At 71.7% G+C, this 14,323-nt stretch carries 11 protein-coding genes and 2 pseudogenes; 3 read left to right on the forward strand and 10 right to left on the reverse strand.

Annotated features, from left to right (window positions below):
- Positions 1 to 82 precede the first annotated feature (82 nt).
- The gene (locus tag ACOBQB_RS04520; protein WP_046929261.1) at positions 83 to 448 is read right to left on the reverse strand and encodes a VOC family protein; all 366 of its coding nucleotides are present in this window, start codon (positions 446 to 448) and stop codon (positions 83 to 85) included.
- Between the two features lie 96 nt (positions 449 to 544).
- On the opposite strand from ACOBQB_RS04520, the gene ACOBQB_RS04525 reads away from it, so the two are divergent.
- Together ACOBQB_RS04525 and ACOBQB_RS04530 are read left to right on the forward strand one after the other, a co-directional pair.
- Positions 545 to 1,510, forward strand: a complete 966-nt coding sequence (locus ACOBQB_RS04525) for a helix-turn-helix transcriptional regulator (protein ID WP_423588956.1) — start codon at positions 545 to 547, stop codon at positions 1,508 to 1,510.
- A gap of 132 nt (positions 1,511 to 1,642) precedes the next feature.
- Positions 1,643 to 2,637, forward strand: a pseudogene (locus ACOBQB_RS04530) (IS5 family transposase).
- Between the two features lie 19 nt (positions 2,638 to 2,656).
- Here the strand turns inward: ACOBQB_RS04530 and ACOBQB_RS04535 are convergent.
- The 6 genes and pseudogenes from ACOBQB_RS04535 to pqqA all read right to left on the reverse strand — a co-directional run.
- Entirely contained in the window at positions 2,657 to 3,781 is a 1,125-nt protein-coding gene (locus ACOBQB_RS04535) for a PQQ-dependent sugar dehydrogenase (protein WP_423588958.1), read from the reverse strand.
- 406 nt (positions 3,782 to 4,187) lie between these two features.
- Positions 4,188 to 5,315 (reverse strand): pyrroloquinoline quinone biosynthesis protein PqqE, encoded by a 1,128-nt coding sequence (gene pqqE, locus ACOBQB_RS04540; RefSeq protein WP_423588959.1) that lies wholly within the window; start codon positions 5,313 to 5,315, stop codon positions 4,188 to 4,190.
- The gene (gene pqqD, locus ACOBQB_RS04545) at positions 5,312 to 5,602 is read right to left on the reverse strand and encodes a pyrroloquinoline quinone biosynthesis peptide chaperone PqqD (RefSeq protein WP_423588960.1); all 291 of its coding nucleotides are present in this window, start codon (positions 5,600 to 5,602) and stop codon (positions 5,312 to 5,314) included. Before pqqD ends, pqqE begins: the two co-directional genes overlap by 4 nt.
- Positions 5,599 to 6,264, reverse strand: coding sequence for a pyrroloquinoline-quinone synthase PqqC (gene pqqC, locus ACOBQB_RS04550; RefSeq protein ID WP_423590391.1), 666 nt, complete (start codon positions 6,262 to 6,264; stop codon positions 5,599 to 5,601). The genes pqqD and pqqC overlap by 4 nt, the downstream gene beginning before the upstream one ends.
- Positions 6,265 to 6,353: 89 nt before the next feature.
- Entirely contained in the window at positions 6,354 to 7,361 is a 1,008-nt protein-coding gene (gene pqqB / locus ACOBQB_RS04555; protein ID WP_423588961.1) for a pyrroloquinoline quinone biosynthesis protein PqqB, read from the reverse strand.
- A 10-nt stretch (positions 7,362 to 7,371) separates the two neighbouring features.
- Positions 7,372 to 7,443: pseudogene (gene pqqA, locus ACOBQB_RS04560) on the reverse strand (pyrroloquinoline quinone precursor peptide PqqA); the annotation flags it as partial.
- A 521-nt stretch (positions 7,444 to 7,964) separates the two neighbouring features.
- On the opposite strand from pqqA, the gene ACOBQB_RS04565 reads away from it, so the two are divergent.
- Positions 7,965 to 8,756, forward strand: coding sequence for an aldo/keto reductase (locus ACOBQB_RS04565; protein WP_423590393.1), 792 nt, complete (start codon positions 7,965 to 7,967; stop codon positions 8,754 to 8,756).
- Positions 8,757 to 8,808: 52 nt separating this feature from the next.
- Here ACOBQB_RS04565 and ACOBQB_RS04570 read toward each other — a convergent pair whose 3' ends face one another.
- The 3 genes from ACOBQB_RS04570 to ACOBQB_RS04580 form a co-directional block, all read right to left on the reverse strand.
- Positions 8,809 to 10,074 (reverse strand): tetratricopeptide repeat protein, encoded by a 1,266-nt coding sequence (locus ACOBQB_RS04570; RefSeq protein ID WP_423590394.1) that lies wholly within the window; start codon positions 10,072 to 10,074, stop codon positions 8,809 to 8,811.
- Positions 10,075 to 10,541: 467 nt separating this feature from the next.
- Positions 10,542 to 13,298, reverse strand: coding sequence for an SAV_2336 N-terminal domain-related protein (locus ACOBQB_RS04575; RefSeq protein ID WP_423588963.1), 2,757 nt, complete (start codon positions 13,296 to 13,298; stop codon positions 10,542 to 10,544).
- Positions 13,288 to 14,322 (reverse strand): AAA family ATPase, encoded by a 1,035-nt coding sequence (locus tag ACOBQB_RS04580; RefSeq protein ID WP_423590395.1) that lies wholly within the window; start codon positions 14,320 to 14,322, stop codon positions 13,288 to 13,290. The genes ACOBQB_RS04575 and ACOBQB_RS04580 overlap by 11 nt, the downstream gene beginning before the upstream one ends.
- Between the last annotated feature and the right edge of the window lies 1 nt (position 14,323).

Below are 14,323 nucleotides of genomic sequence, written 5' to 3' on the forward strand. Positions count from 1 at the left end.
AGCTCCTAGACAGGCTGAAAGGCCAGCCATGGTGCGTGGCCGGCCCTTCAGCTTGTAGATATGCGAGGAGGGATAGTGCAGGTCAGTCGACCGGGGAGACTCGGATGAGGTTGCCGTCAGGGTCCGTAATCACGAACGTGCGGCCGAAGACAGCATCATGCGGCTCCTGCACAACGTGGACCCCCTTCGAGGCCCACCTCGTGAAGATCTCGTCAATCGCCTGCGACGGCCCCGGCACCATGAGTCCGATCTCTGTTGTACGAGGGAGGCTCGGGACCGCGTGCTCGCTGTAGCCCGTCCACAGTGCGAACAGGACCCCGGGGGCAGCTTCGAAGGCTACGTAGTGGGGACTGGTGAAGGTCGGTTCGATCTCGAACAGGTCGCTGTAGAAGGCGGTGGCGGCCTCGGCGTCGCGGACGCCGATCAGGAACAGGTTCGGTGCGGGCATGGAGTGCTCCTCAACTCGTTGATTTCTCGGTCCAGCACCCAGCGGATCACCCAATCGCGACGGAACCTGTCACCTTTTCTGAGAACGTAGGTAAGCATGAAGGCTTCAAGACTCCTGCATCTCCTGCTGCTCCTGCAGACCCGTCAGCGGCTCACTACCACGGAGCTCGCCGCGCGTCTTGAGGTGTCCCGGCGGACTGTGCTGCGGGACGTCGAGGCGCTATCGACAGCGGGCGTGCCCGTCTATGCCGAACGTGGGCGAAACGGCGGGATCGTCCTGCTCCCCAGTGCACGGCTCAGCACATCCCATCTGGAACCACCAGAACTGGAGGCCCTATCCGTGGCCGGCTTGGACAGCGCACTACGTGAGCGAATGGGCCTAACTGCGGTGTGGGAGTCGGCCGAGCGCAAGATCGCCGCCCGCCAGGCTGCAGCACCTGAGTCGCCGAGCCGGCTGGGGCTGGCTGACCTTGTGCTTGTCGACAGCACCGCGTGGTTTGCTGCCCCCGAGGCAGCGGTCGAAGTATCGGATCTGGCCTCGACCTTGCGACACCGGCGACGCCTTCGAATCCTGTACCGGCGCAGCGCCGAGAGCCAGGCCTCGACACGGGTGGTCGACCCGTACGGGATCGTGGCGAAATCAGCTCGCTGGTATCTCGTCGCCGATGACCAGGGCGACAGCCGGTTGCTCGCTCTGGAACGACTGTCGGCCTTCGAACAGCTAGACGCACCAGCCGTGCTCCAACCAGGCGAAACCCTCGGCACCAGATGGGCCGTGTTGAAGAAACGCACTGAGGAGCAAGATCGCGTGAGCGTGATTATCCGCCTGCCGGAAAAGGGTCTCGACCTGGCGCGGCGCATCCTCGGCACCCGCATCCACCATGTCTCCGACGCGGAAAAAGGCTCGTGTGTCGTCGTCGTGCGCTACCCCGACATCGAGTCGGTGCGTCAGCTTCTTCAGTTCGGCGACCACATCGAGGTGCTCGCTCCTGAGACGGCCCGCGCACGCATCAGTCAGCTCGCCAGGGACATGGCTGACAGGCACTCAACCCCCGCACCGTGATTGCCGAACAGGTCCCCTGTTCTCAATCAACGTGCCCGGTCAGTACAACTAGGGCACGTATCGAGCCGTGATCAATGTGCGGGATTCGCCCTCGTAGCGGGACCTGGACTGATAGGCCTTCTTGGGTGACGCGTGCAACTGACGAATGTGGAGCGGGAGTTCATCGGGCCGTATCTGCCGATCGGTGAGTACGGCCCGTACCCCGAGCGGCTGCGGCAGCAGTTCGAGGGCGTGATCTGGCGGTTCAGGACCGGCGGGCAGTGGCGGGAGATGCCGCAGGAGTTCGGCGCCTGGCCGACCGTCCACAACCGCTTCCGGCAATGGCGTGACGCAGGCGTCTTCGAGGCCCTGCTGGAGAGCCTGATCGCGGAAGCCGCGAAGCGGGGGGAGGTGGATCTGTCCCTGGTCAGCATCGACTCCACCACTGCGCGCACTCACCACGACGCAGCCGGGATGCACCTGGGCGAGGACGTCCTCGGCGCGGTGGAGAAGGCGGCCGCCGAGGCGGAGAAGGCCAGGTCAAAAGGGGCAGCTTCGAAGAACAAGAGGGACAGGACGCCGAGATCGGCCCCGGGCGGGAGGAGCGGCGACGCATCCGGCGTCGGCGGAAACTCCGGCTGAAGGCCGCCCTCCTGGGACGCTCCAGAGGCGGACAGACCAGCAAGGTGCATCTCGCCGCCGACCGCAAGTGCCGCCCGCTGGCATTCGTGCTGACTGCGGGCCAGGCCGCGGACAGCCCGCAGTTCATCCCCGTCCTCACGAAAGTACGGGTCCGCGGCCCCGTCGGGCGCCCCCACACCCGTCCGGACGCGGTAGCCGGGGACAAGGCCTACTCGTCCCGCGGCAACCGGGCCCACCTGCGCAGACGCGGCATCAAAGCAGTGATCCCGGAGAAGAGGGATCAGGCCGCCAACCGGAGGAAGAAGGGCTCCGGCGGCGGCCGGCCCGTCAGCCACGACTCCGACCTCTACAAAGAGAGGAACACCGTCGAGCGCCTGATCAACAAGCTCAAGGCCTGGCGAGGCGTCGCCACCAGATACGACAAGACCCCGGACAGCTACCTCGCCGGCCTCCACCTGCGCGCCTCCATGATCTGGATCAAAGACCTCACTCGAACCACTCAGTGATCACGACTCGATACAGGCCCTAGCCGATCGGGACGCGGAAAATCCTGTCTGAGCCGTCGGGCTGCCCGCCGTTGGCGTCGGCGTTCGTGGTCGACAGCCACAGCTCCTTGGCACCGGGCACGGTGGTGACGGAGCGCAGCCGCCCGTACTCACCGATGTAGTACGCCTTCGCGGCGCCCACGTTCTCGCTGTCCGCGCTGATCGGGATGCGCCACAGGCGCTTGCCCCGCAACGCCGCCATGTAGACCGCGCCGTCGACGACGGCGACCCCGCTCGGCGAGGCCTCCGACACGGGCCAGGTCTTCTTCGGGTTGGTCATGCCCGCGATGTCGCAGGCGCCTTCGCAGGTCGGCCAGCCGTAGTTCCCGCCGGGCTTGATGAGGTTCAGCTCGTCCTGCTTGCTGTCCCCGAACTCCGCTCCCCAGAGCCGCCCTTGGGCATCAAAGGCGAGACCCTGCGGGTTGCGGTGGCCCAGGCTGTAGACGTAGTTACCGAAGGGGTTGCCGGGCGCGGGCCTGCCGTCCTTCGTCAGGCGCAGGACCTTGCCGCTGAGGGAGTTCTTGTCCTGCGCGAGGGGCTTGTCCTGGGCATCGCCGGTGGTGGCGTAGAGGTGACCGTCGGGGCCGAAGGCGAGGCGCCCGCCGTTGTGGTACCTGTTCTTCTTGATCCCCTTGAGCAGCGGTTTGTAGCCGGTCAGGGAGGTGCCGTCGTACGTCATGCGGGCGATGCGGTTGCCCTCGGCCGCGGTGTGCATCACGTACACGTGGTGGTTGGTGTTCCAGGCGGGGTCGACGGCTATTCCCATCAGGCCGCCCTCCCCGCCGGTGGTCTGCGACTCGGGGACGGTGCCGAGCAGCCGCTTGTCCCTGCCGTCCTTCGACACACGCCACACCCGGAAGTCGTCGCGCTCGGTGACCAGGGCGGCGGAGCCGTCGGGCAGCCACGAGGTGCCCCAGGGGACGGTCCAGCCGGTGGAGACGGTGGTGGGGCGACCGGGTTCCCCCGCCGCGGCGGGCGGGGCGGGGTAGTCACGGTCGCGGTCGGCCGGGGCGGAATGGGCGGACGGCCCGGTGGTGAGGATGAGCGAGGCCGCGGCGACGGCGCCTGCGGCGGCCAGGGGGGTGAGGGTTCTTGCCTTCTCCATGATGCCGGTTCTCCATCTCTGCGTGGGTGCTCGGCTGCGTGGGTGCTTGTCTGCGGGCCTGCGTCTCTGCGGGCCTGCGGGCCTGCGGGGCTGCTTGTCTGCGTAGCTGCGGGCCTGCGCACTCCCTTAACTGCGTGCGTGCTTGCTTGTCTGCTTGCCTGCTTGTCTGCGTAGCTGCGTGCCTGCGGGTCGGCGCAGCTGCTTGTCCGCGCGCCGCGCGCCTACTTGTCCACGCACCTGCTTGTCCGCGTACCTTGCGCCTTCGTGCCTGCTTGTCTGCTTGCCTGGGCGGCTACTTGCCTGGCGGCTACTTGCCTGGGCGGCTGCTTGCCTGCGTACCTGGCCATCGATTTCTCTGCTTGTCTGAGTACCTGCGTGCCCGCCGCGCTTCCGCGCCCGCCGCCGGTTACGGCGCGTTGGTGCGATAGGCGTAGGCCGGCGGACTGCCGTCACGGGCGAAGGCGCGGGAGGCCGCCTCGTCCACCAAGGCCTGGACCACGCCGTGGTCGGGCGAGCGGTGACAGGCGGGGTCCGTGCGTGTGGCGTCGCCGGTCAGGGCGTACGCCTGGCAGCGGCACCCGCCGAAGTCGACGGTGCGCAGCTCGCAGCCGCGGCAGGGATCGCTCATCCACGCCTGGCCCCGGTAGCGGGCGAAGGCGTCCGACTCCCGCCAGATCCAGTCCAGTTCGTGGTCACGGATGTTCGGTGCGTCCGGGCCGAGGAGGTCGGCGGCGGCCGGGCAGGGCAGGACGGTGCCGTCGGGGGCGACGGTCAGGGAGAGCGCGCCCCAGCCGCCCATGCAGGGTTTCGCGACGCCGTCGACGTAGTCGGGTGCCACCCACACCAGTTCCATGCGGCCCGCGAGCCGCTCGCGCCACAGCTCGACGCGTTCGCGGGCGCGTGCGACCTGAGCGCGGGAGGGCAGCAGGGTCTCACGGTTGCGCAGGGCCCAGCCGTAGAATTGGGTGTTGGCGAGTTCGACGCGGTCGGCGTCCCAGGCCAGGGCGAGTTCGACGAGGGCGTCCAGCGCGTCGAGGTTGGCGCGGTGCAGCACGGTGTTGAGGCCGAGCGGCAGCCCGGCGGCCCGTACGAGACGGGCCGCGCGTTCCTTCGCGGTGGACGCCCGGGCGCCCGCGATGTGCGCCGCGGCCCGCGGGTCGGCGTGCTGCACGGAGAGTTGGACGCTGCGCAGCCCGACGTCACGGAGGTGGCCGAGACGCTCGCGGTGCAGGCCGACGCCGCTGGTGACGAGCTGCGTGTGGATGCCCGCGGAGTCGGCGGCGGCGACGATCTCCGCCAGGTCGCGGCGCAGCAGCGGTTCCCCGCCGGAAAGATGAGTCTGTACGACGCCGAGGTCGGCCGCCTGGCGGAACACGTCCGCCCACTCCACCGCTGTCAACTCGGCCGCCCTCGCGATGAGTTCGGTGGGGTTGGAGCAGTAGGCGCAGCGCAGGGGGCAGCCGTGGGTGAGTTCGGCGAGGAGGGCCCACGGCGGATCGAGGTCGGGGGCGGGGACGGGGGCGGGGGCGCTCATCGCAGCCACCCTTCGGTCCGCAACTGCGCCAGGAACGGCGGGACTTCCTCCGCCACGGGTGCGCCGGGGTGGCGGCGCGCCAGTTCCGCCACGATGCCGGCGACGTCGCGCTCACCGTCGCACAGGGCCACGATGCCGCCCGCCGCGCCCCGCAGCACGACGACGCGTTCGGGCAGCACCAGGAGGTCGACGCCGCGCACCCGGTCGTGCCGGAGCAGGACGGAGCGGACGAGCGCGGGGCGCCATGCCCGGCGTACACCTTCGCGAACGGCATCGGGGGCGGTCATGTGACGTCTCCCGCTCCCGGGCCGTGGTCGACGGCGTCGAGCAGTGACCAGAGCACGTCGCACTTGAACGCGAGGGCGGCGACGGCCCGTACCTGTTCCTCGCGGGTGCGCGCCCACGCCAGGACGAGGCCGAGCGCCTCCTGTCCGTCGCGGCCGCCCTGCCCGACGCGCGTGCGGAAGTAGGCGAGACCGGCCGCGTCGATCCACGGGTAGTGCCGCTCGAAGGCGGCGATCCTGGTCCGCATCAGATCGGGCGCGGAGAGTTCGGTGAGGGAGGCGGCGACGGCGTCGAGGGCGGGGCGCAGGCGGCAGAAGTTGACGTAGCCGTCGACGGCGAGCCGCACGCCGGGCAACACCCGGGAGGGGGCGAGGAGTTGCCGCCTGTCGATGCCGGCCGCCTCGCCGAGCCGCAGCCAGCGTTCGATGCCGCCGGTGCCGTCCCGCTCCCCGTCGTGGTCCTGGATCCTGCGCAGCCAGCCGCGGCGGAGCGCCGGGTCGTCGAACTTGGCGAGGATGAGGGCGTCCTTGACGGGGATGTGCCGCTGGTAGTGGAACCGGTTGGTGATCCAGCGGCGCAGTTCCGCACGGGTGAGGGTGCCTTCGTGCATGCGTACGTTGAAGGGGTGCCGGTCGTGGTAGCGCTCGGCGGAGACGGCGCGCAGCCGCTCGGTGAGTTCGTGCGGGGTCCAGGGGGCCGCGTCGGCGTCGGCGTTCGCGTCGGCGTCCGCGTCTGTCAGGGGGGCCGTGGTCGTCACAGCTCGATCACCATCCCGTCGGCGGCGACTTCCAGCCCCCAGCGCGTGAGGAGTCCGTGCTGCTCGGCGTGCGGGTCGCCGAGGGGATTGGTGTTGTTGAGGTGGGTGTAGAGGCAGCGGCCGGGCAGTCGGGCCAGGCGGTGCGCGGTGCCATCGGGGCCGGTGATGGGGAGGTGGCCCATCGCGGTGGCGGTGCGGTCGGTGAATCCGGCGCGCACCGGTTCGTCGTCGTCCCAGAAGGTGCCGTCGACGATGACGCAGTCGGCGTCCCGTGCGGCCTTCTCGAAGGCCTCGCTCCAGACGGCGAGGGCCGGGGCGTACAGGGCGGTGCGGCCGGTGGCCGTCTCGGTCAGGCGCAGCGCGACCGACCAGGTGTCGGCGTCCGGGCCGGTTCCGGCGGCGTACCGCGGCCGTTTGGCCGAAACGGGTACGGCGGCGACGTGGATCGCTCCACTGTCGTCCAGCCGCAGCCCAGGGTCGGCGGTCAGCTCCCGCCACCGTACGGGTGTGTAGGGCTCCAGGAGCGCGTCGAGCCGCAGCCCGTCGCGCACCGCCTCGCGCACGGGTGCGGTCGCGATGACGTCGACTCCGTCGCGGGCCTCGCGGAGCCGGGCCAGACCCAGGGTGTGATCGAGTTCGGCGTCGGTCAGGACGACTCCGGCGACGGGGGTGTGCCGCGTGTCGGAGCCGTGACCAGCGGGGCCCGAGCGGGAGCCGGCGCCGGGGTGAAGGTTCGGGGTGGCGTCGATCTGGTCGGCGAGGTCGGGGGTGGCGTTGACGAGGTACCAGCGGTCCTCGCCGGACCAGCGGTCCCCATCGGGCCAGCGGTCCTCACCGGCCCAGCGGCCTTCGCCGGACCAGTGGTCCCCGCCCGCGCGGACGGCGAGCGCGGCGTGCCTGCGGCGGCGTTCCGGGTGGGCGCGCGCCCCGGCGCAACCGGGGCACGCGCAGTTCCACTGGGGCAGCCCGCCGCCCGCCGCGGTGCCGAGCACCTGGAGCAGCATGGCGGCGGGTCTACCGGTCGGCGAGACGGTAGGCGGTGACTTCGAGCGCGGTGTCGACGACGGTGTACGCGGGGCTCTGCCAGTCACCGTGCACGTTGCTGGGCGTGGGCATGGTTCGCGCGGGCACGGGCATGGACGTCGTGGGGGTAGGCACAGGCTGCGCGGGCACGGGCACGGGCACGGGCATGGACGTCGTGGGCGTAGGCACGGGCTGCGTGGGCGAGGGCACGGACGTAGTGGGCGTAAGCATGGAGATAGACATCGGCATGACGCCGCCTTTCCTGAAGAGGTGGGGGTTTCAGGACGAGCCACGGGCCGCGGGGCGGGGACATGTTTGCAGCGTTTTCGCAGCGTTCACGTGAGTGTCCCGCGTTCAGCGTCCTGTCATAGGGTCTCGATATGACGGGACACCGTCAATGGTCCGGACCGTCTTGACCCCCGTGTCGCTTCGACATCCGGCCAATCGGCGGTCAGGATCACGCGGCCCGGTTCAGGAATGCGGCGCCGATCGTGATCGTTGACCATGGGAGTACCACCCGACGACTTAAGGATCGAGAGCTCGTGAGCAAGGTCCCCCCGATCATCCTGAACAACGACGTCGAGATGCCCCAGCTCGGTTTCGGTGTCTGGCAGGTGCCGGACGACGAGGCGGAGACGGCGGTCGCGACGGCCCTGGAGGCCGGGTACCGCAGTATCGACACCGCGGCGATCTACGGCAATGAAGAGGGCACGGGCAAGGCCATCGCCGCCTCCGGCGTGGCCCGCGAGGAGCTGTTCGTCACCACGAAGCTCTGGAACAGCGACCAGGGTCACGACTCGACGCTCCGCGCCTTCGACACCTCGCTGGAGAAGCTGGGCCTCGACTATGTCGACCTGTACCTGATCCACTGGCCGCTGCCCTCCAAGGACAGCTACGTCGACACGTACAAGGCGTTCGAGAAGATCCACGCCGATGGCCGCGCCAAGTCCATCGGTGTCTCGAACTTCCTGCCCGAGCACCTGGAGCGGCTGATCGCCGAGACGTCGATCATCCCCGCCGTCAACCAGATCGAGCTGCACCCGCACCTCCAGCAGCGCGCCCTGCGCGAGTACCACGCGGAGCAGGGCATCGCCACCGAGGCGTGGTCGCCGCTCGGCCAGGGCAAGGGGCTCCTGGAGGTCCCGGCGATCGTCGCGATCGCCCGCAAGCACGGGCGTACGCCCGCGCAGATCGTGCTGCGCTGGCACATCCAGCTGGGCAACGTCGTGATCCCCAAGTCCGTGACCCCGTCCCGGATCAAGGAGAACATCGACGTCTTCGGCTTCGAGCTCGACCCCGAGGACATGGCTGCCATCTCCGCTCTGAACGAGGACCGTCGCCTCGGCCCGGACCCGGCGACGTTCGACGTGGTGTAGTCGCGTACGCAAGGCGTCAGCGCATCGGCCCGTCCGCGCGGGCCCTTCGGGGTCAGCGGGGGCGGGCCAACCGCCGTTCCAGGGCGCGCACTTCGCGGTGCCGGGGGCCGAGGGCGGACTTCAGGTGCGCCAGGGCCCGCTCCAGCAGGACGATCGTCTCCGGCCCCTCACCCATGACGGCGCACGCCTGCTCGTAGGCGTCCTCGTACACGGCGGCCGCCCGCGCGGTGTCGCCGTCGTGCAGGTGGATCTGCGCCAGCGCCGCGAGCACCCGCAGGGTGGCGGAGTCGGTGGGGCTCCCTGTGGCGCGCCGCAGGTCCAGCAAGCGCCGCAGCAACGCGACTGCCTCGTTTCGGTCGCCCGCCTCCAGCCGCGCCGACGCCAAGCGGCCCAGCGCGGCCAGCGTCTCCGGGTGGTCTTCGCCCAGCGTCCGCACACGGCCGTGATGGGCCTTGGCGCGCAAAGAGACCTTCCGGCCGCCCCTGGCGTCCAGGGCGTTGGCGAGCCGGTCGTAGGACTGCAAGGTCTCGGAGTGGTTCTCCTCCAGCATCCTGAGCCGAGCGGACAGGGTGCGTTCGTAGAGGGCCACCTGCTTGCGGCGGGCGCCGTCGGCCCCATAGGCCACCGCGAGGGAGTCGGCGGTCCGGAGCGTGTCCGGATGCTCTTCCCCCAGCGCCGCTCCCCTGGCGGAGAGCACGTGCTCCAGCAGCGGGACGGCCTGTTCCGCGTGGCCGGCACCCAGCCATGTTTCGGCGAGTTCTTGCCGCAGGGCGAGCGTGCGCGGGTGGAGTTCCCCGTAGAGGGCGGTCGCGCGGGCCAGCGCCTCTTTGTAGGCCTCCACGGCCCCTTCCGTCCTGTCGGCGGCCGCGTGCAGCCCCGCGAGGCGGGCCAGGGCCGTCAACGTGTGGGGATGACGTGCGCCCAGCAGGATCCGGTAGTCCCGCACCACCTCCTCCATGAGCTCCGTCGCGCGCGGCAGGTCACCGGCCGCGCCGCACGCCGCGGCCAGCCCCTCCCGTACGGCCAGGGTGTTCCGGGCTCTGTCGCCCCAGACCCGCCGACAGGCGGCGACCGTCGTTTCGTGCACCATCACGGCGGCGTACGGATCGCCCGCCGCCAAGAAGGCGTCGGCCAGGCGGGCGTGCATCGCCAACGTCCTCGGGTCGTCACCGCCGAGGCCACGTCCCGCGATGCGGCACACCTCCGCCAGCTCCCTCAGGGCGTGGGCCGCCTCCCCCGACACCTGGTGGGCGACGGCGAGTTCCGCCCGCAGCTCCAGGACGTCGGGGTCGTCCTCGCCCCGCCCCGCCCGGCGCATCGCGTTCAGGACGGCTTCGTACTGGTAGATCGCCTGGGTCGTCGCGCCGTCCGCCAGGTGGGCGCCCGCGAGTTGCGCCGCCACCGCGAGCGTCTTCGGCGACTCCCGGCCGGAGAGCCTCTCGCGGTCGTGGACCGCGCGCTGCAAGAAGGCGACGGCCTTCCCCGTCTCACTTTGGTGCAACAGGAACTGGGCTGAGCGCGTGAGGAGCGAGACGAAGTGGCGGTTGTCGTCGACGGACCGGCCATGTTCGAGGAGGGCGTCGACGTGCGGCAGCAACTGCCGCCAGCGGGGCCAGGTGCGAGGGTCCTCGGCGTCCTGCGGGAGCGCGTTCCGAAGGCAGCGGGCCGCCGTGAGCCGGGCCTCGTCGATGTCCCTCGGGCCCCGGACGCGGTGGCTGTCGTCCGGGGTGCGCGCCGCGGCGGCGACCAGGTTGTGGAGGACCACTCCGTCGGGGGACAGCCGGATCAGATCGCAGGCGGCCAGGAAGTCCACGGCGTGCGGGCCGTCGGGCTCGGACGCCGTGGGGGGCAGCAGGTCCGGAGGGACGGGCTCCGGGCCGTACCAGGCGAGGACCAGGAGGATGCGGCCCGCCACGGGGTCGGTCGCGGCGGCCCGCAGCCGCGCCATGATGCTCCGCTCCTCGCCGACCTCCAGCAGCGCCAGCTCCGCCCGGTACTGGGCGGCGGAGCCGGTCGTCTCGCCGAGGTACGCCCCGCCTGCGCCACGGCGAGCGGCAGCCGGCCGAGTTGTTCACAGAGGACGTCCGCTCCTGGCACCGTTCTGCCCGCGTACGCGTTCAACAGCGCGACGGCTTCGCCCAGTTCGGGGGCGGCCAGCTCCACCGGCTCGGCGACGCCCTGCCAGCCGTCGGCGACCCGGCTGGTGATCAGGACGCCGCCGCCGGTGCCGAGGCGGGGCAGGAGGTCGGCTACGTCGGCCGGATCGCGCACCCCGTCCAAAACGAGGCTCCAGCCGTGGTGGCAGGCCAGCCACCGTACGGCCCACTCCTCGCGGACCTTACGGGTGAGAAAGTCGGGCACGGACGGCTGCAAGGCGCGGGTGAGGGCCGAGAGGCCGTCGACGATCGACGGGTGCGAGTCCGCCGTCACCCACCACACGGGGCCGTGCTGGTCACCGGCGGCCACCCCCCTCGCCCACGCGGCAGCCAATGCCGACTTGCCCACGCCTGCCGGGCCATGGACGACGATCGCCCGCGGGCGGCCGGTCCGGGCGCGCGGGTGGAGCAACTCACGGCCCAGGCGCCGGAGTTCGAGGTGCCTGCCGATGAAATGCACCGCTCGGGGGACGTTGGTCAGCCCCGGCGGACTCCGCACCTCACCGGCCGGATCGAACCATTCGAGCGTCAACGGCGGCTCTACGTCACTGGGGGGCACCCCGAGCACGCCCCCAGGAGGCTGCCCGAGTACGTCCTCGGGAGGCACCCCGAGCGCGCCCAGGCCTCGCGCCTCCGCCACCGTCCGCTCGCCCGCCGTCCGCTCCTCCACCGGCCGCTCCTCCACCGGCCGCTCCGCCACCCGGATCGCCCGCCCCCGAAGCAGCCCCAGCGCCTCCTCGCTGACCAGCGCGAACGGCTGCCCCGCCGGGCCGAGGCCACGGCTTCCGGTGCCCTGCGCCACCTCCACGACGGCCCGGAAGGCATGGCTCGCCGAGCCCGCCCTGGCCTCGATCTCCTCGCCGAGGCGCCCCAGAAGGTCGGCCACCGCCAGCGATTCCGGGCGGGGCAGGGTCTCCAGGAGGGCGGTCCTGGCGCCCGGCACGAAGTCGTAGAGGCCGCGCTCCGCGTCGACGGGCTCCAGGAGGCCGCTCAGCAAGACTTCGGCGAGGTCGCTGGGGCGTGAGCCGGGCGTGACCCGCTGCTGGATCAGCCGCATCACCGGCAGCGCGGGCACCGACAGCGCGACGTGCGCCGCCAGGTCCGCCGCCGTCGGTGAGGCCGCGGCCTGGAAGCGCAGGATGCGTTCGGTGATCGGCAGGTCGCCCTCGGCGGCGAGCGGCCGGCCGGCGGGAACGGGCGCGCCGCTGACGAACGTGACGGCCGTGTCCCGGCGGTGGTCGCCGGACGCGGTCACGAGGCCCGCCCAGTCGCCCAGCCACTCCGGGGCCAGTTCGAGGACCGGCACGGGGATCGCGTCGGCCGCGGGGAGCCGCACACGGCCGTCGTGCGGCGTGAAGCGCAGCACGGTGTTGGGGGCGCCGGCACGGGACGCGATCGCTCTGCCGGGGACGGCTGGGGCGGCGGTGCGGCGCCACAGGCGTTCGGGGAGCGGCTGGAGGATCGCCGTGGGGCCGCGCCCCGCCCACCGGTGCAGGGCGGGGGCCGCGCGGCCGTCCCACCAGTGCGGGCCCGAGCAGTCGCTGAGGACCAGGGTGACCTGGCGGCCCGTGGCATCGACGAGGGCCGCCGGGTCACGCACCGGGCCGCCGGGCGAGGAGCGGACCCCGACGCGTCCGCCGAGGCCGGCCAGGTGCCACACACGTACGTCGCGGAACGCGCCGGTGCGGTGCATCGCTTCCCGCAGCTCGCGGACCAGGGGCCGCCATACCGTCATGGCCGGGCCTGTGTCGGTGACCAGGGCGAGGCTCAGGAGGCGGTCGGTGGCGGGGACCATGACGGGGGTCCATGGGCGCAGGCGGGGGTGGCGGGAGGCGCGCTCGGCGGTGGCCCGCTCATCCAGGACGCGGTGGTGCCGGTCGGGGACGCGCTGCTTGAGGGGGCGCAGGGCTCGCTGGATCGCGAGTTCGTGGCGCAGTGCCTGCGGGGCGGGAACGAGGACGTCGTCGGCGTCGCTGCCGGGGTGCGCGCCGCCTCGCGGGACGTGCAGAGCAACGCGGGACGTACCGCTGCCCGTGCCGTCGCCCTCGGCGCCTTCTTCACCGCCCTCTTCGACGTCCTCGGCGTCGTCCCCTGCGTCGTCCTCTGCGCCGTCCTGGCCTGCGTCCGGGGCGGCCGGTCCGGCCGCCGGGTCCGCGATCTGCGCCAGGTCCGCGTGGCCGACGACTCCCATCACGCGGAGGCCGGACGGCGATGGCCCCTGGGCGCCCGGATGCTCCCCGCGCGCCCCGGCCCGCGCCCCGGCCCGCGCTTCGGCGTCCTCGCCCGGCGGCAGCCGTTCCGCGAGCCACAGCATCTCCGCCAGCTCCAGCGGTGTGACCGGTGGCCCCAGGGCCTCCAGGGCGTCCCGCAGCCGGTCAATCGCCATCGGCGCGCGTCACCTCACCGCTCAGGAACGGCATCACCTGGTCCGCCAACTCCCGCACGCTTTCAGGTGGTTCGCTGAAGGAAGCGTGGTGGCACATGTAGATGGCGTTCAGCAGCTGGTCGTTGGCGAGCAGGCCGCTGGTGCGCCGCTCGAAGAAGCGCTCGATGATTTGCTGGGTGCCGGCGGGGAGCGCGCCGCCCTCCCCGCCGATCACCGGGCCGAGGTGCCCGCGGACGATCGCGATCAGCTCTCCGATGCTCTCCGACTGCTTGAGGTCCACGGTCACGCACCGCCGCAGGAACGCGGGCGGGAACTCGCGTTCGCCGTTGCTCGTCATGACGACGAGCGGGAAGGCGCGGCAGGTGACCGTACCGTCGCGGATCTCGACGCGTTCCGTGGTGCTGTCGGCCGTCATCACCTTGGCGGTGGGCGCCGCGCGGCGGGCGAGCTCGACCAGTTCGTACGACCCTTTCTCGAAGATGGTGAGGAGGTCGTTGGGGAGGTCGATGTCGCTCTTGTCGATCTCGTCGACCAGCAGGACGCGGGGGCGGTCGTACGGAAGCAGCGCCGTGCCGAGCGGGCCGAGGCGCAGGTAGTCGCCGATGTCGTCCCCCTGCGTCCCGCCACCGTCGTCGCGTGCGCGTTCGGCTGCGTACAGGCGTGTCAGCGGGTCGTACTCGTAGAGGCCGTCGCGCAGGGTGACGCGGCTCGTGATGGGCCAGTGCAGGACCTTGCCGAGGCGCAGCTCGTGGGCCACGGCATACGCGAGGGAGGACTTGCCGGTGCCAGGGGCGCCCGTGACGAGGAGCGGCCTGCGGAGGTAGAGCGCGGCGTTGACCTGCCGGACGGCGTCCGCGCCGGGGCGGTAGCTGGTGGCGGCGTGCGGGCTTCCGCAGTCGCCGGGCGGGGTGCGCAGGGGCGGACCGCCCGTGAAGGTGCGCCACGGCGGCGGGGCGGGAAGGCGGTCGATGCCGTCGTGCGGGACGCGGCTTCCCGAGTAGATCTGCCAGGAGGTCTGGGTCATC

The organism is Streptomyces sp. G5(2025) (assembly GCF_049542075.1).
Classification (GTDB): domain Bacteria; phylum Actinomycetota; class Actinomycetes; order Streptomycetales; family Streptomycetaceae; genus Streptomyces.